Origin of the sequence: Kribbella sp. NBC_00709 (assembly GCF_036226565.1) — a bacterium.
Taxonomy (GTDB): Bacteria; Actinomycetota; Actinomycetes; order Propionibacteriales; family Kribbellaceae; genus Kribbella.
Genome location: NZ_CP108996.1, coordinates 398,775 through 417,028, shown reverse-complemented (window position 1 = coordinate 417,028; position 18,254 = coordinate 398,775). Strand labels below are relative to the sequence as shown.

20 protein-coding genes are annotated in these 18,254 nt (G+C 69.5%); 6 read left to right on the top strand and 14 right to left on the bottom strand.

All coding sequences use genetic code 11. The features are described from left to right. The first annotated feature begins 3 nt into the window (after positions 1–3). Positions 4–858: an SDR family oxidoreductase gene (locus OHA18_RS02030; protein ID WP_329001762.1), complete on the top strand. Its 855-nt coding sequence runs from the start codon at positions 4–6 to the stop codon at positions 856–858. A gap of 11 nt (positions 859–869) precedes the next feature. Further along, the gene (gene pdxR / locus OHA18_RS02025; protein ID WP_329001760.1) at positions 870–2,246 is read left to right on the top strand and encodes a MocR-like pyridoxine biosynthesis transcription factor PdxR; all 1,377 of its coding nucleotides are present in this window, start codon (positions 870–872) and stop codon (positions 2,244–2,246) included. Between the two features lie 72 nt (positions 2,247–2,318). Here the strand turns inward: pdxR and mmuM are convergent, their stop codons facing one another. The 9 genes from mmuM to OHA18_RS01980 form a co-directional block, all read right to left on the bottom strand. Then, entirely contained in the window at positions 2,319–3,191 is an 873-nt protein-coding gene (gene mmuM / locus OHA18_RS02020) for a homocysteine S-methyltransferase (protein ID WP_329001759.1), read from the bottom strand. After that, on the bottom strand, positions 3,175–4,101 hold the full coding sequence (locus OHA18_RS02015; protein ID WP_329001758.1) for an FAD-dependent oxidoreductase: 927 nt from the start codon (positions 4,099–4,101) through the stop codon (positions 3,175–3,177). The genes mmuM and OHA18_RS02015 overlap by 17 nt, the downstream gene beginning before the upstream one ends. Before the next feature lie 186 nt (positions 4,102–4,287). Beyond that, a complete protein-coding gene (locus OHA18_RS02010; protein ID WP_329001757.1) occupies positions 4,288–5,382 on the bottom strand; it encodes an esterase-like activity of phytase family protein in 1,095 nt (364 codons plus the stop codon). Between the two features lie 70 nt (positions 5,383–5,452). Continuing rightward, a complete protein-coding gene (locus tag OHA18_RS02005) occupies positions 5,453–6,265 on the bottom strand; it encodes a M55 family metallopeptidase (protein WP_329001756.1) in 813 nt (270 codons plus the stop codon). 59 nt (positions 6,266–6,324) lie between these two features. Next, on the bottom strand, positions 6,325–7,644 hold the full coding sequence (locus OHA18_RS02000; protein ID WP_329001755.1) for an enolase C-terminal domain-like protein: 1,320 nt from the start codon (positions 7,642–7,644) through the stop codon (positions 6,325–6,327). Beyond that, positions 7,641–8,555, bottom strand: a complete 915-nt coding sequence (gene kdgD / locus OHA18_RS01995; protein ID WP_329001754.1) for a 5-dehydro-4-deoxyglucarate dehydratase — start codon at positions 8,553–8,555, stop codon at positions 7,641–7,643. The genes OHA18_RS02000 and kdgD overlap by 4 nt, the downstream gene beginning before the upstream one ends. Positions 8,556–8,607: 52 nt before the next feature. Next, entirely contained in the window at positions 8,608–9,486 is an 879-nt protein-coding gene (locus OHA18_RS01990; RefSeq protein ID WP_329001753.1) for a LysR family transcriptional regulator, read from the bottom strand. Beyond that, complete coding sequence (locus OHA18_RS01985; protein WP_329001752.1) at positions 9,486–10,154, bottom strand: FadR/GntR family transcriptional regulator; 669 nt, start codon at positions 10,152–10,154, stop codon at positions 9,486–9,488. Before OHA18_RS01985 ends, OHA18_RS01990 begins: the two co-directional genes overlap by 1 nt. Continuing rightward, positions 10,151–11,266 (bottom strand): L-talarate/galactarate dehydratase, encoded by a 1,116-nt coding sequence (locus tag OHA18_RS01980; RefSeq protein ID WP_329001751.1) that lies wholly within the window; start codon positions 11,264–11,266, stop codon positions 10,151–10,153. The genes OHA18_RS01985 and OHA18_RS01980 overlap by 4 nt, the downstream gene beginning before the upstream one ends. Positions 11,267–11,423: 157 nt before the next feature. Here OHA18_RS01980 and glsA point away from each other — a divergent pair, with 157 nt between their 5' ends. Next, positions 11,424–12,884 carry a glutaminase A gene (gene glsA / locus OHA18_RS01975; RefSeq protein WP_329001749.1) on the top strand — a complete coding sequence of 487 codons (1,461 nt, stop codon included), beginning with the start codon at positions 11,424–11,426 and terminating at the stop codon, positions 12,882–12,884. Between the two features lie 116 nt (positions 12,885–13,000). On the opposite strand, the gene glmS is transcribed toward glsA, so the two are convergent. The 5 genes from glmS to nucS all read right to left on the bottom strand — a co-directional run bounded on the left by glmS (position 13,001) and on the right by nucS (position 16,534). Continuing rightward, positions 13,001–14,821, bottom strand: a complete 1,821-nt coding sequence (glmS, locus tag OHA18_RS01970) for a glutamine--fructose-6-phosphate transaminase (isomerizing) (protein ID WP_329001748.1) — start codon at positions 14,819–14,821, stop codon at positions 13,001–13,003. Positions 14,822–14,860: 39 nt separating this feature from the next. Then, positions 14,861–15,145: a hypothetical protein gene (locus tag OHA18_RS01965; RefSeq protein WP_442914369.1), complete on the bottom strand. Its 285-nt coding sequence runs from the start codon at positions 15,143–15,145 to the stop codon at positions 14,861–14,863. A 71-nt stretch (positions 15,146–15,216) separates the two neighbouring features. Continuing rightward, positions 15,217–15,519 (bottom strand): ArsR/SmtB family transcription factor, encoded by a 303-nt coding sequence (locus tag OHA18_RS01960; RefSeq protein ID WP_329001746.1) that lies wholly within the window; start codon positions 15,517–15,519, stop codon positions 15,217–15,219. Then, entirely contained in the window at positions 15,516–15,827 is a 312-nt protein-coding gene (locus OHA18_RS01955) for a hypothetical protein (RefSeq protein WP_329001745.1), read from the bottom strand. The genes OHA18_RS01960 and OHA18_RS01955 overlap by 4 nt, the downstream gene beginning before the upstream one ends. Before the next feature lie 47 nt (positions 15,828–15,874). Further along, the gene (gene nucS / locus OHA18_RS01950) at positions 15,875–16,534 is read right to left on the bottom strand and encodes an endonuclease NucS (RefSeq protein ID WP_329001744.1); all 660 of its coding nucleotides are present in this window, start codon (positions 16,532–16,534) and stop codon (positions 15,875–15,877) included. Between the two features lie 49 nt (positions 16,535–16,583). On the opposite strand from nucS, the gene OHA18_RS01945 reads away from it, so the two are divergent. Genes OHA18_RS01945 through OHA18_RS01935 form a run of 3 tightly spaced genes read left to right on the top strand, consistent with a single transcriptional unit; the run spans position 16,584 to position 18,237 of the window. Then, positions 16,584–16,907 carry a hypothetical protein gene (locus OHA18_RS01945; protein ID WP_329001743.1) on the top strand — a complete coding sequence of 108 codons (324 nt, stop codon included), beginning with the start codon at positions 16,584–16,586 and terminating at the stop codon, positions 16,905–16,907. After that, the gene (locus tag OHA18_RS01940) at positions 16,904–17,785 is read left to right on the top strand and encodes a class I SAM-dependent methyltransferase (protein WP_329001742.1); all 882 of its coding nucleotides are present in this window, start codon (positions 16,904–16,906) and stop codon (positions 17,783–17,785) included. The genes OHA18_RS01945 and OHA18_RS01940 overlap by 4 nt, the downstream gene beginning before the upstream one ends. Next, positions 17,782–18,237: an NUDIX domain-containing protein gene (locus tag OHA18_RS01935; protein WP_329001741.1), complete on the top strand. Its 456-nt coding sequence runs from the start codon at positions 17,782–17,784 to the stop codon at positions 18,235–18,237. The genes OHA18_RS01940 and OHA18_RS01935 overlap by 4 nt, the downstream gene beginning before the upstream one ends. Positions 18,238–18,254 lie beyond the last annotated feature (17 nt).

The window sequence follows — 18,254 nt, the reverse complement described above, 5'->3', positions numbered from 1 at the left end:
CTGATGGTCGTGCAGACAGTGCTGGTGACGGGTGGCACGGGTGGGATCGGGAAGGCTACTGCCGCGGGGCTCGCCGCCTTGGGTGCGCGTGTTGCGATCACGGGCCGCGACCGCGGGCGTGCCGAGGCTGCCGCATCGGAGATCCGCACGGCGACCGGTGGGCAGGTGGTGGTGTTTGTCGCGGACCTGTCCTCGCAGGCGGAGGTCCGGCGGTTGGCCGCTGCGGTCCTCGCTGACCTGTCCAGCATCGACGTGCTGGTCAACAACGTCGGTGGCTTCTGGAACACCCGGCACGTCACCGCCGATGGGCTCGAACGCACCTTCGCCGTCAACCATCTGGCGCCGTTCCTGCTCACCGGACTGCTGCTCGAGCGGCTCGGAGAGAGCGGGGCAGGGCGTGTCGTCACGGTGTCCTCGAACGCGCACACCGCCGGGCGGATCGACTTCGACGATCTGCAGGGGGAGCGGTCCTATTCCGGTCAACGGGCGTACAGCGACTCCAAGCTCGCCAACCTCCTGTTCAGCTACGAGCTCGCGCGGCGGTTGCGGGGAACCGCCGTGACCGCCAACGCGCTGCATCCCGGCGTCGTGCGCACCTCGTTCGGAGCCGAGGACCCGAGCGGAGTGCAGCGCGTGCTCGTCCCGCTGCTGCGGCCTTTCCTGAAGTCTCCGGCCCGGGGTGCAGCCACCTCGATCCAGCTGGCCTCGGCGCCAGGTCTCGCGCAGGTGTCCGGAAAGTACTACGCCAACGGCAAGCCCAAGGCGTCCTCGTCCCGCAGCTACGACGAGGCCGCCGCGCGGCGGCTCTGGGAGGTCAGCGACGAACTGGTCGGGATCTGGAGTTCGGGGCCGCGATAAGGTCCGGTTTCATGGAGGATTCCGAGGTGGTCGGGGCGGATCTTCATCTCGATCTCGCCGCGGCGCGGGGCCGGAACGAGCTCGTCCAGGCGTTGCACGAGTCGATCCGAACGGGACGGCTGCCGGCTGGGACGCGGTTGCCGTCGTCGCGGTCGCTGGCGAAGGACCTCGGGATCGCCCGGAACACGGTCGCCGACGCGTACGGCCAGCTGGTGGCGGAGGGCTGGCTGACCGCGCGGCAGGGATCCGGGACGGTCGTCGCCAACCGGGCCGCCGTACCGTCGACCTCGGCGGTGGCGCTGCCGGCGGAGCGGTCGTACCGGTACGACCTGACGCCGGGATCGCCGGATGTGGCGACGTTCCCGCGGACGGAGTGGCTGGCGGCGGCCCGGAAGGCGCTGACCTCGGCGCCGAACGAGGCGTTCGGGCTGGGCGATCCGCGCGGCCGGATCGAGCTGCGGCGGGTGCTCGCGGACTATCTCGCCCGGGCTCGCGGGGTGCGCGCGGATCCGGAGCGGATCCTGATCTGTTCGGGGTACGTGCAGGCGTTGAGTCTGCTCAGCGAGGCGATCAGGACGATCGGCGGTACGACGATCGCGGTCGAGGAGTTCGGGTACGGGCTGCACCGGGACGTGATCCGCGCCCGTGGGCTCGAGGCGGTCGCCGTACCGGTCGACGAGCTGGGCGCGCAGACCTCCCTCCTGGCCGGGCAGGGGGTGCTCCTGACGCCGGCGCACCAGATGCCGACGGGCGTGCCGCTCGCGCCGGAGCGTCGTACCGCTGCCGTGGAGTGGGCGCGGGAGTCGGGCGCGGTGCTGATCGAGGACGACTACGACGGCGAGTTCCGGTACGACCGGCAGGCGGTCGGGGCGCTGCAGGCGCTCGATCCGGAGCGGGTCGTGTACACAGGCACGGCGAGCAAGAGTCTCGCGCCCGGGCTCCGGCTGGCGTGGATGGTGCTGCCGCAGCGCCTGATCGAGCCGGTGATCGCCGCGAAGCGCACCGCGGATTTCCAGACCGCGACGCTGGAGCAGCTGATCCTCGCGGAATTCATTGCCTCCGGCCACTATGACCGGCATGTCCGGCGGTCCCGCCTGCACTACCGCCGCCGCCGCGACCGCCTGGTCGAACTCCTCGCCGTCCGCGCCCCGAGCGTCGAGGTCGCCGGCATCTCCGCCGGCCTGCACGTCCTCCTCGACGTCCCCGGCGACGCCGAAGACATGGTCACCCGAGCCGCCCGCCAGGGCCTCGGCCTGGCCACCCTCACCAACTACCACTTCAACCCGACCCCAGCCACCCGCCAAGCAGTCATCGTCGGCTACGGCACCCCACCCGACCACGCCTACCCCGGAGCCCTGGACCTCCTCTGCCAAGTCCTGGGCGTGTAGGTGCCTGTGGAAAACGTCGGCCTCGGGCACGCCAACACCGATAGACTCAAGCAGGAAGGACAGGGCGCGCAGCTAGGCGAGGCTTGCCGCGAGCGCCCCGATCTCGTCCGGGCCGACCCGGCAGCAGCCTCCGAGGTACGCGGCTCCGGCCGCCACCCAGTCGCGCGCGAAGCTCGCCGGACCAGTGCCGTCCCCGACCCAGCGCCGCTCGACCGGATCCCATGACTCGCCCCGGTTGGGGTACGCGATCGCTGGTTTGCCGGTGACGGCCACCGCGGCTCGGACAGCAGACTGCACGTCGCCCGGCGTACAGCAGTTGATGCCTACCGCAACGACCTGGTCGATGGCAGGGATTGCGAAGGCGTCCGTCAGGGGTTGGCCGGCGCGGGTGTGGTTGCCCGCGATCGAGTAGGAGAACCAGGCCGGGAAGTCGAGCTCGGCCAGCAGCCCGACCAGGACCTCGGCTTCCTGGGTGTCGGGGATTGTTTCGATGGCGAGCAGATCGGGCCCGGCGTTCATCAGGAGCTCGAGGCGGGGGCCGTGGAAGTCGCGGAGGGCGGCGGAGCTTACGCCGTAGTTCCCGCGGTACTCCGAGCCGTCGGCGAGCATCGCGCCGTACGGACCGATCGACGCGGCGACCAGCCGGCCCGGGAATTCGTCGCGCACGTCCCGCGCGATCCGCACGCTGCTCGCGATCAGCCGCTCCGCCTCGGCTCGCCCGACGCCGGCCCGCTCGAAACCGACCACGCTCGCCTGGTAGCTCGCCGTCGTGGCGACCATCGCGCCGGCCTCGTAGTACGCGCGATGAACGGCTGCAATCCCGGCCGGATCGTCCCTCAGTAGACGCGCGGACCACAGCGCGTCGGACAGGTCGTGCCCGCGGTCCTCGAGCGCGTTCGACAGACCACCGTCGAGGATGACCAAACGATCAGAGGCCCTGGACAAGTTCGAAGACCTCGTCTGCGCAGCCCCAGGACAGGGTGACGCCGGAGCCGCCGTGGCCGTAGCAGTGGATGACCGGCTCGCCGGTCCGCGTTCGCACCAGTTCGCACCGGATCGTCGGCCGGGCGGGACGGAGCCCGACCCGCTGGCGGATGATCTTCGCCTTGCGGAGTTGCGGAACGAGCTCGGCGGCGCGGGCGAGGATCTGGTCGGTGATGTCCGGTTCGACGGTCAGGTTCCAGTCGCCCGGCTGGCTGGTGCCGCCGACGACCACGTCGTTCTCGCGCGGGATCACGTACGTCAGCTCGGCCGGCGAGCGGTCCGCGAGCAGCCAGTCGGTCAGCCCGCACGGCTCGACCGTCATCACCTGACCGCGCACCGGCATCACCGTCGGGTCGCCGGCGGTCAGGCGCGCACCGAGGCCGGTGCAGTTCACGACCAGATCGGCGCCGGTCGGCAGCGCGGACAGCGCCGCCCGCGTCAACGTCCCACCGGCCTGCTCGAGCCGCTTCACCAGCGCCGGCAGGTACGCCGGCATGTCGATCACCGGCGTCGTGAACGCCCACCCGTCGACGAACCCTTCCGGCGGCGACCCGATCCGCTGCAGATCCGGCAGTACGTCGGCCCACGACGGATCCCGGGTCTGCTCGACCAGGAACTCGCGCCCGTGCCGCAGCTGCACCGACGGCTCGATCTCCGCCAGCTTCGCGAACTCCTCGTACGACGTCCGCGACCAGGCCGCCACCCGGTCCGCCGGCGCCGACAGGTACGGGTACCAGATCGCGGCCGCCACCGACGACGTCGTCTCCAACGGCAGGTCGCGGGCGAACACGGCCACGTCGTACCCGCCCTCGGCGAGCCGGATGGCACAGCTCAGCCCGATCACGCCCGCACCCACCACGATCACGCGCATTCACACAGTGTTACCCACACACGGTGCTGACGCCACCGGCGCTGGACCGGATCCGCGCCGCGGTTGTTGGTCAGCGAGCCAGGTCCGCGGATGCCCAGGCCATCACAATCGCCGGATTGCGGGTGGCCGCAGGCGGCCGGGGCTCGCGCCGGCGGCGTTGTGATGGCCTGGCGATCCGCACTTCCGTCAGTGGAGGTCGACCGCCAGGGAGTAGAAGCGGGTGATCTGGGTCGCGCCGTTGTTGTCGTCGGACATCAGGTACAGCTGGCGTCGGCCGCCCGGCAGGTATCCGCCGAGAGCGAGCGCCTCGACGTTGTCCAGCAGCGGGTTCGGCTGCGGCTGCTTGGCGACCGCACCCGACGGCGGGCAGTTCACCAGGTCGAACAGCTGCTTCTTCTGCAGGAACACCTGCTCCGGCGCATCCGCCAGCGACGCCACCTTGGTCACGTCCGTCGCCCGGCGCAGCGACACGGTGAACACGCGGATCGTGTTCCCGACGCCCGCCGTGAACGTCCGCTCCATCGACACCAGCTCCGTCGGGCTCACCCACGCGAGCTCGACCAGCGCGAGACCTGGGTCCGGCTTGTAGGCGTACTGTGCGATCGGCCGGTACGCGTGCCCGGGCAGACCGGCGTACCGGATGATGCGGTTCCGGGTGCGGCTGTTCGCGTCGGTGCCGTCCGACGCGAGCGGACCCTCCATCCCGGCGAACAGCGACAGCCCGTCCCGGCTGACCGCGAGCGACTCGAACGTCGCGTTGCTGGTCGCCTCACCGGCCGGCGCGACCTGGAACCGGCTCGGCACCGGCAGGGACCCTATCTCCTTGCCGTCCGACAGCCGGAACCGGCGGATCGACGGCTCACGCTCCGACGTCGCGAGGATGGTCCGGTTGCCGCGCTCGACGACGAGGCCCTCACCGTCGAAGTCGCCACCGTTGTACGGCGTGCCGTCCGGGCGCGTGAGGATCGTCATCCCGTCGACACGGACCGAGGTCGGCTTGCTGTTCACGCGCAGATCGAACACCCTGGCCGGCGTCGTCCCGACGTTGTCCACCAGCGCGACCGCACTGTGTGGCCCGGTCATGTTGAGTGCCGACAGACCGGCCACCGGCTGCCCGTCGAACGTCGTCTTGTCCAGCGCGTCGCTGAACCCGAGGAACGTCGCGTCGGGCGAGCACGCTCCACCGCCGCCACCGTGCTTGTCCGGCATCGCGGACGCGGTCAGCGTCGTGGTGAGAGCGGTCAGGACAAATGCTGCGGCAAGTGGCTTGTGCCAACGCATGGCGAGCTCCTAGCGAGAGACGACAGCTGCGATCAAAACCTATCCTGCACAACAGCAGTTGAACGCCCGGTTACTCGCTCACACCGCGGCTCAGCAGCACGGTGGCGATGAAGGTCCGGTACAGCTGCAGCGGGTCATCATTGCTCAGGGCAACGAGTTTCTCCTCGCGGCGCTCGACCCCGCGCAGCTCGCAGGCCAACTCGGCGAACGCCCGGTTGTGGAACCGCACGGTCAGCTCGGCCGGCCGCGTGATGCTCGGCACCCTGATGTCACTCAGCCGCGCCAACGCCCGCCGGGCGCCGTCGTGGATCAGCTCCCGAGCGCGCTCCGGGTGGACCGACAGCGCGGCGTTGTGCGACACCGAGTCCTTGACGACGACCGATTCGATGTCCGGGCAGAACGGCTGCGCCTCGTCGATCGTCACCCGGTCGCCCGAGATGAGTACGACGGGAACGCTGTGCGCGAGCGCGACCAGTGCGTTGATCCCGGCCTCACCGGTGATCGCGCCGTTCAGCCGTACTTCGGCGATCGCCCGCGGGTTGTACGTGTGGTGCAGCACGGACCCCGTCGATCCCGCCGAGCCGTGGTACGAGACGAAGAAGACCGCGTCGAACGAGTCGTCGAGACCTTGCATCATGTAGAGCGGCTTGTGCTTGCCGGACAGGTAGCTCGCGCGGCCGTGCAGCTCGTCCGGGCGCAGGTTCTGCATGGTCGAGTGCGAGTCGTTGACCAGGAACTCCGTCCCGCCGGCGGCCAGCGCGCCGTCGATGGCGGCGTTGACTTCGGCCTGCAACTGACCCCGGTAGTACTCGTACTCCTGACCCGGTCCGCGGCACTGACTCCAGTCGACGACTCCCGCCGTACCCTCCATGTCCGTTGACAAGAAGACCCTCATTTAGTGTCCCGTCGGCGTTGTAGCTTGGCGATAGCGGTGTCGGGACACTAGCGCACCATACAGGGCCGTTTCGGGTCGAAGGTCCAGTCCTCGATCAGGTACTGCATCGCGATCGCGTCGTTGCGCGCACCGAGCCCGTGCTCCAGGTAGAGCTCGTGTGCCGCGTCCAATGCATCGCGGTCGAGCTCGACACCCAGACCCGGACGCGTGGGTACGGCGATCTCGCCGCCGGCGATCTGCAGCGGCTCCTTGGTGAGGGCCTGTCCGTCCTGCCAGATCCAATGCGTGTCGAGCGCGGTGATGTCGCCGGGCGCGGCCGCTCCGGCCTGGGTGAACATCGCCAGCGAGATGTCGAAGTGGTTGTTCGAGTGCGAGCCCCAGGTCAGACCGAAGTCGTGGCAGAGCTGCGCGACCCGCACCGACCCGGCCATCGTCCAGAAGTGCGGATCGGCCAGCGGGATGTCGACCGCGTCCATCCGGATCGCATGCGCGAGTTCGCGCCAGTCGGTCGCGATCATGTTGGTCGCCGTCCGCAGGCCGGTGGACCGTTTGAACTCGGCCATCGTCTCCCGCCCGGAGAATCCGGGTTCGGCGCCGCACGGGTCTTCGACATACGCGAGTACGTCGTCCAGCCCCGAGCAGACCGCGATCGCTTCGCGGACCAGCCAGGCGCCGTTCGGGTCGACCGTGACCCGGGCCGACGGGAACCGCTCGTGCAGCGCGCGGACCGCGTCGATCTCCACGTGCGGATCGAAGACGCCACCCTTCAACTTGAAGTCCGCGAACCCGTACCGCGTCTGCGCAGCCTCCGCCAACGCAACGACCGCATCGGCCGTCAACGCGGGCTGCCGCCGCAGCTGCGACCACTTGTCGCTGCCGTCGTCCGCCCGGTACGGCAGGTCCGTCTGTGCCGTGTCGCCTACGTAGAACAGGTATCCCAGTACTGGGACCGCGGTGCGTTGCTGCCCGTCGCCGAGCAATTCGGCGACTGGTATACCAAGATGCTGGCCGAGCAGATCCAGCAGCGCCGACTCCAGACCGGTCACAGCATGCACCGTCGTACGAAGGTCGAAGGTCTGTAGTCCGCGGCCACCGCTGTCCCGGCCCGCGAAGGTGGTGGAGACGGTGCGCAGCAGATGCCGATGCCTGGCGATCGGGTGGCCGAGCAGGAGGGGCATGGCGTCGCGGATGGTCGCCGCGATCTTCTCGCCGCCAGGGACCTCGCCCAGCCCCGTGTTGCCTGAGCTGTCGGTGACGATCACGACGTTGCGAGTAAAGAACGGGCCGTGCGCGCCGCTCAGATTGAGCAGCATGCTGTCGTAGCCGGCGACCGGAACGACCTCGACGGACGCGATGGTCGGCGTCACTTGATCCTCCCGATCAACTCGGCGAGCTGCGCCCGCTCCTCGTCGGTCAGGTCCTGCAGCGGCGGCCGCACCGGTCCGGCCGCCCGCCCGATCGCGGTCACGCCCGCCTTCACGATCGAAACGGCATACCCCTTCACCCGATCGCGGATGTCCAGGTACGGCAGCACGAACTCGTTCAGCTTTTGGTATACCGAAGTACGGTCCTGCGCGACAACGTCCGCGTAGAAGCCGAGCGCGAACTCCGGCACGAAGTTGAAGATCGCCGACGAGTAGGTGCTGTACCCGAGCTGCAGCAGCGGCAGCGCGAACGTCTCGGCCGTCGGCAAGCCGCCGATGTACGTCAGCCGCTCGCCGACGCGCGCGTACGTCCGCGTCATCATCTCGATGTTGCCGACGCCGTCCTTGAGGCAGACCAGGTTCGGATTCCGCTCCGCGAGCTCGGCGACGCTGACGTCGGTCAGGATCGCGTTCGCCCGGCTGTAGACCGTCACCCCGAGGCTCGTACTCCGGCATACCGCCGACACGTGCTCGACCAGACCGCGCTGTCCTGCCTCGGTCAGGTACGGCGGAAGCAACAGAATCCCGTCCGCTCCGGCCGCCTCGGCCGCCTGCGCGCCCAGGATCGCGGACGCCGTACTGCCAGTCGCCGGCGCGATCACTGGGACCCGGCCGTCCACCTCGGACACGGCCGTCCGTACGACGGTGTCGATCTCGGCCGGGGTCAGCGAGAAGCCCTCGCCGGTCCCGCCGGCGGCGAACAGACCCGCGACGTCGTACTGGCTCAGCCAGGACAGATGGTCGCGGTACCCGGCCTCATTGAAGCTCAGGTCCGGGTGGAAATGCGTCACGGGGAACGAGAGCAGTCCGGTCGTGAGCTGCGCGGCGAGTTCGCCGGGGGAGTAGTGGGTCACGTTGGCCAGCGTAGGAAGGCCGATGGATACCTGTCCAAGATCGATTTTGGATCTAGTGATGCTCTGCGAGCATCGTGAGCACCCGTCGCAGCACTGGGCTGGTCGCATCCCGCCGCCAGATCGCGTGCAGCTCGACCGGATCGCGGGGCCCTTCAAGGTCGCAGTACGTCACACCCTCCACGCCGAGGCTGCGCGCCGACGCCGGGACGAGCGCGACGCCGCGCCCGGCCGCCACGAGCAGAACCACCGTCAGGATCTGCTGCACCCGCTGCTCGATCCGCGGATGCGACTCGGCCAGGAACCGGACGGTCAGCTCATGGAAGTACCGAGCCTGCGTCGGTGAGTAGCTGATCACCTGCTCACCGGCAAAGTCGCCCGCGGTCAACGGCCGGCCCAGCGCCGCGACCCGGTGGTTGCCGGGGACAACGGCACACAGCGGTTCGCGGAACACGATCCGGGAGTCCAGTACGTCGGTGTCGAACGGCGGCCGCCCGAGGCCGAGATCGAGCTCGCCCCGCAGCAGCCCGTCGATCTGTGCGGGCGTGACGCGCTCGTGCAGGATCACGTCGACATCTGGCAGTTCCTCCGACAGCCGGCGCAGCAGCGGGCCGAGCGTACGGATCGCCGACGTCGCGGTGAAGCCGAGCCGTAGCGTCCCCGCCGCGCCCTGGTCGACGCGCCGCGCGAGATCGCCGGCGGTCTCGACCAGCGCAAGCAAGCGCCGTGCCTCGATCAGGAACGCCTGTCCGGCCTCGGTCAGCTCGACCTTGCGGTTGTCGCGTTCGAGCAGTCGCGCGCCGACTGCGCGTTCGAGTTTCTGCACCTGCCGACTGAGCGGGGGCTGGGTCATGTTCAGCCGCTCGGCGGCACGGCCGAAATGCAGCTCCTCGGCGACAGCGACGAACGCGCTCAACTGCTCCAGCGTGAACATCAGCGCAACCGGTCCTTGGTGTTCGCCAGATGCACCCGCGCCGCGGCCCGGGCTGCCGCCGGATCGCCACGCCCGATCGCCGCATGGATGTTCTCGTGCTCGTGGATCACGCGGAGGAGGTGGTCCGGGTCGGACATCTCGTACGCCGGGTCGAGGCGGGTCCGGGGCAGCATGATCATCATCGGGCCGAGCTCGGCGATCAGGTCGCCGTAGAAGCGGTTGCCGGAAGCAACGGCCACCTTGAGGTGGAACGCGAAGTCGGCCTCCACCGACCGGGCCGGATCGGCGCCGATCCGCCGATAGTCGTCCAGTGCCCGCTCGATCCCCTTCAGCTGATGAGCGGTCCGCCGGTCCGCCGCCAGCGCGGCCGCCTCGCTCTCCACGCCGATCCGGAAGTCCATCAGCTCCAGCACGTCGCGGTGTGATCGCACCTCCCGCAGACCCGGCGTACGGTCCGGGACCTCCAGCACGAAGGAGCCCCGGCCCTGGAACGTCTCGACCAGCCCGGCCGCCTGCAGCCGGGAGACGGCTTCGCGTACCACGGTCCGGCTGACCCCGAACTCTTCGACCAGGCCGTTCTCGCCTGGCAGCTTCGCACCCGGCGCGATCGCGCCGCTCAGGATTCGTTGCTTCAGCTCCTCGACGATTTGGTATGCCAAACCGGTCATCGGAACTCACAACTGTCGACGGTCCACCGCGCGCACTGCTCGCTGGTCGTGAAGCCGAGGCCGGGTCGCTCCGGCACGAGCATCCGGCCGTCGACCGTCTCCAGACGCTCGTTGAACAAGGGGTTCAGCCACTCGAAGTGCTCGACCCAGGGCTCGCGCGGATAGGCGGCCGCGAGGTGCAGGTGGATCTCCATCGCGAAGTGCGGGGCCAGTTGGAGACCGTTGTGGTCGGCAAGCGTCGCCAGCTTGAGGAACGGCGTGATGCCGCCGATGCGCGGCGCGTCGGGCTGGATGATGTCCGCGGCCCGCGCCTCGATCAGCCGGACGTGCTCGCCGACGCTCGACAACATCTCGCCCGTCGCGATCGGCGTATCCAGCGCTGCGGCCAGCTCCGCGTGTCCGAGCGCGTCGTACGCGTCCAGCGGCTCCTCGATCCAGACCAGGTCGAACTCCTCCAGCACCCGGCCGAACCGGAGCGCGGTCGGGCGGTCCCACTGCTGGTTCGCGTCGACCATCAGCGGTACGTCGTCGCCGAGGTGCTCGCGGACGGCGCGGACCCGCTCGAGGTCGACCCGGGTGTCGGGCTGCCCGACCTTGATCTTGATCCCGCCGATCCCGTCCGCCAGCGACTTGGAGGCGCGCTCCTTGACCTCCTCGATCGGCGCGTGCAGGAAGCCGCCGGAGGTGTTGTACGCGCGGACCGAGTCCCGGTGTGCGCCGAGCAGCTTGGCCAGCGGGAGACCGGCCCGCTTCGCCTTCAGGTCCCAGAGCGCGATGTCGATCGCCGCGATCGCCTGGGTCGCGACCCCGGATCGGCCGACCGAAGCGCCGGCCCAGAGCAGCTTGTCGTACACCTTGGCGATATCCGACGGGTCCTCGCCGATCAGGTTGGCCGCGATCTCCTTCGCGTGCGCGTACTGCGCCGGACCGCCGGCCCGCTTGGAGTAGCTGAACCCGATCCCGTGCTGCTCCTGCTCGGTCGCGATCTCCGCGAACAGGAACACGATCTCGGTCATCGGCCGCTGCCGCCCGGTCAGCACCTTGGCGTCGCTGATCGGCTGGTCCAGCGGCAGCACGACGGACGAGAGCTTCACCTCACGGATGCGATCCATGGCCAGTGATCGTACAAGCTGCCAACTTGTCCGACAACGACTCGGATTGACGTCGCCGTAACACCAGGTGACCGCCGCGGAAACACGAACGAGACAGGCTGCTTGCCGCCGACAGAGTCGTCGAGTGCCCACATCTGCCCTGGGGAAGGAAGTTGCGATGGATGTGTCGGAGTCTGGGCTCCTGCGGACGTTCAGCACGCTGGACAAGGACGACAACGGCCGGGTCTGGGCCTGGGAACTGCTGAGCACGCTGGGACAGGCCGGGATCCAGCCCACCGATCCACGGGTCCGGGCCGCGCTCGCCGACGTCCGCGATCCCGAAGGCCGGCAGATCCGGATCGATATCCAGCCGGTGGAGATCGACTTCCGCCAGTACGCCGGGATCGCACAGCACGGCGACGGGGTGGTGTACCGGGCCCTGGCCGGCGAACTGGCAGTCGCACCGGACGAGTTCCAGGAGTACGCGAGCAGCGTCGAGGCGATGTACGGCGACCTGCTGGCGAACCGCGACGGGAAAGTCGCCGACTACATCCCCACGCTGCGGGACGCGGATCCGGAGCGGTTCGGGATCGCGATCTGCACGGCCGACGGGCAGACGTTCTCGATCGGCGACGCGGATCTCGGGTTCAGCGTGCAGTCGACGTCGAAGCCGTTCAGCTACGCGATGGCGCTCGAGCAGCTCGGGCCGACCGAAGTACATCAGTGGGTCGGCCAGGAGCAGAGCGGCGGGACCTTCAACGACTACCGGTTGTCGCTCGGTGAAGGGCGCCGGCCGCACAACCCGATGATCAACGCCGGCGCGATGGCGACGCTCGCGCTGGTCGACCACGGCCAGGAGACGAGCGACCGGTTCCGCACGGTGCGCGAGACCTGGACCAGGATGATGGGCCAGGCGCCGGGCTTCGACCAGGAGACGTACCTGGCCGAGAAGGCCACCGGCGACGGCAACCGCGGGCTGGCGAGCCTGATGAAGGCCGCGGACATGCTGAAGGCCTCGGGGGAGGACGGCGCGGCGAAGACGGCCGACTTCTACTTCCAGGTGTGTTCGCTCGAGGTCGACGCGCAACGCCTGGCCGCGGCGGGCGCCACGCTCGCGAACGGCGGCATCGCGCCGTACTCCGGTGAGCGGGTGTTCTCGCCGGAGACGGCGGGGCGGGTGCTGTCGGTGATGGGGCACAGCGGCATGTACAACGACTCCGGGAAGTTCTCCGACCAGGTGGGGTTGCCGGCGAAGAGCGGTGTGTCGGGCAACGTGATGATGGTCGTGCCGTCGAAGCGGCTGGCGGTGGTGGTCTTCTCGCCCCGCCTCGACGCGGCCGGCAACTCGGTGCGCGGGGTCGAGGTCTGCAAGCGGCTGGTCAACGAGTTCGGCCTGCATCCGTACCGCGGTCTCGGCGCCGAGCGCAGCCGGGCAGTAGCAGCGCGGTCCGGCCAGCAGTTGGCCGGCGCGCTCAACGAGGCGGACCGACGAGCCGAGGCGGCCAGCGCCGTCGATCGCGCACTCGGCGGCCTCTCCAGGCCAGGAACCGGCGGCGCGGGCACGGCGCAGACCACCGACACCGAGCGAGCCGGCGCCGCGGCGACCCGCCGCACGGGCCAGCAAACCCAGCAGCTCTGACGGGCGATCACACGGACAAGTGCGGATCGCCAGGCCATCACAATGCAGCGACCCCCGCCGCGCTGAGCGTGGCGGGGGTCGTGGTGTCGCAGTTGTGATGGCCTGGGGATCCGGGACTACTCGACGGTGACCGACTTGGCCAGGTTGCGGGGCTTGTCGACGTCGTGGCCGAGGGCGACGGCGGCGTAGTACGCGATGATCTGCAGCGGGATCGTCAGCAGGATCGGGTCCAGCTCGTGCTCGTTCTTCGGCACCACGATCTTCGCAGCGACCCCGTCCGGGACCTCGACGCCCGGGTGCGTGACGACGTACAGCGGGCCGGAGCGGGCGCCGATCTCGTGCAGCGCGCCGATGTTGCGGTCGAGCAGCTCGTCGTCGGGGACGATCGCGACGGTCGGCACGTCCGGCGAGATCAGCGCGAGCGGGCCGTGCTTCAGCTCCGACGTCTGGTACGCCTCGGCGTGCCGGTACGAGATCTCCTTCAGCTTCTGCGCGCCCTCACGCGCGACCGGGTACCCGCGGGACCGGCCGACGAAGAACAGGCTCTCGTGCTGCGCGAGCCGGCCGGCGATCTTGGCCAGCTCCTCCTCCTGCGCGACGATCGAGGCGATGTGCTCGGGCAGCTTCTTCAGTCCGTCGATCAGCCGCCGGCCGTCGGCGGGCGAGACGTCCCGGATCCGGCCGAGGTGGATGCCGAGCATCGCGAACCCGACGGCCATGTTGGTCAGCGCCTTCGTCGACGCGACCGAGACCTCCGGGCCGGCATGCAGGTACACACCGCCGTCGACCTCGCGGGCGATGCTCGAGCCGACCGCGTTCACCAGGCCGATCACCCGACCGCCCTTGCGCTTCAGCTCCTGCACAGCGACCAGGGTGTCGAGGGTTTCACCGGACTGCGACACGGCGACGTACAGCGTGTCCCGCTCGACCACCGGGTTGCGGTAGCGGAACTCCGAGGCCGGCTCGGCGTCGGCGGGGATCCGGGCGACCTCCTCGATGAACTGCGCGCCCATCTGGCCGGCGTAGTACGCCGAACCGCAGCCGAGGATCTTGACCCGCTTGATCTCGCGCGCCTCGCGGGCGTCCATGTTCAGGCCGCCGAGGTGGACGGTGTGGAAGCGCTCGTCCAGGCGGCCGCGGATGACCCGGCCGACCGCGTCCGGCTGCTCGTGGATCTCCTTCATCATGAAGTGCTCGTGCAGGCCGCGCTCGAACTCCTCGGCCTCCCACTCGACCGTCTTCGCGGTCTTCGTGGTCGGCGACGCGTCCTGGGTGAAGGTGCGGTAGCCGTCGGCGCGGACGGTGGCCAGCTCGCCGTCGTCCAAGTAGACGACCTGGCGGGTGTAGCGGATCAGCGCGGCCGCGTCGGAGGCGACGTGCATCTCGCCGTCGCCGATGCCGAGGATCAGCGGGCTGCCGTTGCGGGCGACCACGATCCGGTCCGGGAAGTCCAGGTCGATGACGGCGATGCCGTAGGTGCCCTCGATCCGGCGCAGGGCGGCCATCACCTTCTCCTCGAGGGTGGCGCCGTCGGACTGCTCGATCAGGTGCGCGAGCACCTCGGTGTCGGTCTCCGAGCGCAGCTTGACGCCGGCGTCCTCGAGCTGGGTGCGGAGCGCGCCGGCGTTGTCGAAGATGCCGTTGTGGACGACGGCGATCCGCTCGTTGCCGCTGGCGTGCGGGTGGGCGTTGTCCTTGCTCGGACCGCCGTGGGTGGCCCACCGGGTGTGGCCGATGCCGAGCTTGCCGCCGAACCGCTTGGGCAGCGACGCCTCCAGCTCACGCACCCGGCCGGCGTCCTTGTGCACCTTCAGCTCGCTGGACCCCAGCACGGCGACACCGGCCGAGTCGTAGCCCCGGTACTCGAGCCGGGCCAGTCCGTCCACCAGGATGGGCGCGGCCGGCTTGGTGCCGACGTACCCGACGATTCCGCACATGTAGTGGTGCCCCTTCGTAGGTTCGGTTGAGCGGCCCGGTCAGCCGTAGACGATCCGTCGCAGCTGCCGGGCGGAGAGTTCGGGTGAGCGGACCGGCCAGTGCCGGAGCTCGGCGCCGAGGCGGGCGAAGATCTCGTCGTTGCGGGCGCCGTAGGTCTGCAGCTCACGGTGCCGGCGCCGGACGTAGTCCTCGGTCGTCTCGGTGAAGTAGGCCAGTACGTCGGCGACCACGCGCCGCGCGACATCCGTCGACAGCCCGGTCGTCCGGCTGACCTGATCGGCCAGGTCGTCCACCGGCTCCACTGCCGCCGCCTCACTGATCACTCGTCAACCATGCAGTCTTTCCAGGGCCAACGCAAAGCATCTGCCCGAAATCGGGCAGATTTCCTGCTTTGTCAGGATCTAGAGTGGAAGCGATCGATCCACGAGCCGCCCACCTCGAACAGCGGATCGGCGTGCAGACGGTACACCCGCTCACGTCCGCGCAGTACGACGTCCACCAGGCCGGCCTGCTCGAGGATCCGCAGATGCCGGCTGATCGTCGGCCAGGAGTGATCGAACCGGCCCGCGATCTCACCGGACGTCATCTCGCCGCCGCGCAGGTGCAGCACCAGCAGGATCGTCCGCCGGGAGTGGTGCGCCAGCGCCGTGAACACCCGGTCGAGATCGTCAAGGTCCCGTCCGCCGCGAGCCGTCAAATCTGCTGCCGTTGGTAGTGCGGGAACTCCCATTTCGGCCGCCCGTCGCGCTCCTCGAGCAGCGGGTCCATCCGCTCCCACAGCGTGAGTACGTCGGGATGCTCGTGCGCCCGCCCGAACCCGCCGTCGATCCAGGTGAAGATCTCCACGTACGTCGGCTCGTCGACGTCCCGCAGTACGACGGAGCGCTCGTCGGTCACGAAACCCAGTTCACGCAGCGTCGCCCAGTGCTCGGCCAGCACCTTCCGGAACGCCTCCTCCGCGTCGCTGCGGACGCGGTACGTGCAGATCACCGTTTCCTTAGCCATATTGCTAAGTAACGGGCCGTCAACGAACGCTGTCAACACCTCGGGTGTCAGAACAGCCGGAGTACGTCGGATTCCATGCCGCGGAGGGCGTCGTAGTCGACGGTGAGGCATTCCAGGCCGCGGTCGGTGGCGAGGAACTGGGCCTGGGGTTTGATCAGCTGGGCGGCGAAGATGCCGCGGACCGGGGCGAGCAGGGGGTCGCGGTTGAGCAGCTCGATGTACCGGGTGAGCTGCTCGACGCCGTCGATCTCGCCGCGGCGTTTGATCTCGACGGCGACGTGCTTGCCGTCGGCGTCGCGGAGCAGCAGGTCGACCGGGCCGATCGCGGTCGGGTACTCCCGGCGTACCAGCGTCCACCCCTCGCCGAACGTCTGGACGTGCTCGGCGAGCAGCTCCTGCAGGTGCGCCTCGACGCCGTCCTTGATCAGCCCGGGGTCGGTCCCGAGCTCGTACGACGTGTCGCTGTGCACCTCCTCGAGCGTGATCCGGAGCTCTTCACCAGCCTTGTTGGTGACGCTCCAGACCCCCTCGTCCTCCGTCAGCTTGCACGGCGGCGACATCCAGTTGAGCGGTTTGTACGACCCGCCGTCGGCGTGGATCAGCACGGATCCGTCCGCCTTCACCATCAGCAGCCGCGGGGCCATCGGCAGATGAGCCGTCAGCCGCCCCGAGTAGTCGACAGAACAAGTAGCAATCACCAAGCGCACGAGAAAGCACCGTAGTGCACGGGCCGTCCGGAGTGGGAGGGTGGTGAGCATGATGCCGGAGGTCAGTGATCAGGCGGTTGCCGCGTACGACGCTGTGGCGGCGGAACTGGAGTCGGCCGGAGTGGTCCGGGGCAGCATGTTCGGTATGCCCTGTCTCAAGGTCGGCAAGAAGGTGCTCGCGGGGATGTACGGCGACGCCATGACGTTCAAGCTGCCGCCGGAGCCGCGGGAGAAGGCCCTCGCGGTGCCTGGTGCCGAGCCGTTCGATCCCGGGATGGGCCGGCCGATGAAGGAGTGGGTGGTGATCCCGCTGACCGAATCGGCGGTCTGGCCGGAGTACGCCGCCGATGCATTGGAGTACGTCGGCCGATGAATCTCATGTGTCCGGCGCGGATCCTGCTGCTGCCCGGCGATGTCCAGGACGCGGCGGTCGGCGAGCGCGTCGCGCAGGTGTACGCCGGGACGTTCGAGGCCGCGGCGGGATCGCGGCTGGCGGAGCGCCTCGGCGTCCGGCTGACCGTCGTACCCGAGCTGACCCAGCGGCCCGATGAGCAACTGCAGTCGATCGCGGACCAGCATCGCGGCGAGACCGTCGTCGTGCTCGGTGTGGATCTCGGCCTCAAGCTGCCCGCCGTCGTCGAGCACACCGGCGACGGCTGGAGCCGGGTGGCGACCGACAACGAGGTGACGCTGTCGGCGTACGAGCAGGCGGCGGACAAGTTCCGCGACTCGATCCCGGCGGAGCCGAACCACGAGCTGATCGATCTGCTCGCCGAGCTGATCCGGCCGGGGGCGCGAGTGCTCGAGATCGGCAGCGGGACCGGGCGCGATGCACTCGAGCTGGAACGCCGCGGCTTCGTCGTCCGCCGTACCGACGCGACGCAGGCGTTCATCGAGATGATGCGGGCCGAGGGGTACGCCGTCGACCGGTTGAACGCGCTCACCGACGACCTCGGCGGACCGTACGACGCGGTGTTCGCCGACGCGGTGTTCTTGCATTTCGACCGCGCCGGCCTGGCCCAGGTCCTTCGGAAGGCGGCGCGATCGGCACCGGTGCTGGCGTTCGCGACGCGCGAAGGCAAGGGCGAGGAATGGTCCGATCGGAACCTGGACCTGCCGCGGCACTTCGTCCTCTGGCAGGAGGATGCGTTGCGTGCGGTGCTGGCGAGCAGCGGCTGGGTCGTGCAGCAGCTGGATCGGGGCGAGGGCAAGTTCGGGATGTGGTTCTACGTGCTGGCGACGCGCGCATGATCCGGGCGGGCGTCGTACTGCTCACCGACGAGGGGATCGCGGCGATCGAGCGGGTCCGGGACGGGATGACGTACTACCTGCTGCCCGGCGGTCAGGTCGAGGACGGGGAGAGTCCGGCCGAGGCCGCACGGCGGGAGATCTACGAGGAGCTCGGGCTGCTGGTGAAGGTCCGCGGTGTGGTCGCGGTCGTGCACTTCGGCGACAGCACGCAGCACTACTTCTGCGCGGATGTGATCGGTGGCGAGTTCGGCACCGGCGACGGTCCGGAGATGACGAGCCCGGCCGAGTCGGAGCGCGGGAGCTATCGCGCGGTGTGGCTGCCGTTGCCCGAGCTCGCCGGATGCGATCTGCGACCGCGGCCGATCGCGGCGGCACTCCAGGCCGCGCCGGATCCGCTCTGGTTGCTGGACGGCTGGATGGAGACTCCGGTCGTGTACGACGAGGGCGTGTGAGGTTGGCCTCGCCGGTG

Coding starts and splice junctions, on each gene's coding strand:
- OHA18_RS02030 (WP_329001762.1), top strand. CDS start 4: ATGGTCGTGCAGACAGTGCTGGTGACGGGTGGCACGGGTGGGATCGGG.
- pdxR (WP_329001760.1), top strand. CDS start 870: ATGGAGGATTCCGAGGTGGTCGGGGCGGATCTTCATCTCGATCTCGCC.
- OHA18_RS02015 (WP_329001758.1), bottom strand. CDS start 4,101: ATGCGCGTGATCGTGGTGGGTGCGGGCGTGATCGGGCTGAGCTGTGCC.
- OHA18_RS02010 (WP_329001757.1), bottom strand. CDS start 5,382: ATGCGTTGGCACAAGCCACTTGCCGCAGCATTTGTCCTGACCGCTCTC.
- OHA18_RS01990 (WP_329001753.1), bottom strand. CDS start 9,486: ATGTTCACGCTGGAGCAGTTGAGCGCGTTCGTCGCTGTCGCCGAGGAG.
- OHA18_RS01985 (WP_329001752.1), bottom strand. CDS start 10,154: ATGACCGGTTTGGCATACCAAATCGTCGAGGAGCTGAAGCAACGAATC.
- OHA18_RS01980 (WP_329001751.1), bottom strand. CDS start 11,266: ATGGATCGCATCCGTGAGGTGAAGCTCTCGTCCGTCGTGCTGCCGCTG.
- glsA (WP_329001749.1), top strand. CDS start 11,424: ATGGATGTGTCGGAGTCTGGGCTCCTGCGGACGTTCAGCACGCTGGAC.
- glmS (WP_329001748.1), bottom strand. CDS start 14,821: ATGTGCGGAATCGTCGGGTACGTCGGCACCAAGCCGGCCGCGCCCATC.
- OHA18_RS01955 (WP_329001745.1), bottom strand. CDS start 15,827: ATGGCTAAGGAAACGGTGATCTGCACGTACCGCGTCCGCAGCGACGCG.
- OHA18_RS01945 (WP_329001743.1), top strand. CDS start 16,584: ATGATGCCGGAGGTCAGTGATCAGGCGGTTGCCGCGTACGACGCTGTG.
- OHA18_RS01940 (WP_329001742.1), top strand. CDS start 16,904: ATGAATCTCATGTGTCCGGCGCGGATCCTGCTGCTGCCCGGCGATGTC.
- OHA18_RS01935 (WP_329001741.1), top strand. CDS start 17,782: ATGATCCGGGCGGGCGTCGTACTGCTCACCGACGAGGGGATCGCGGCG.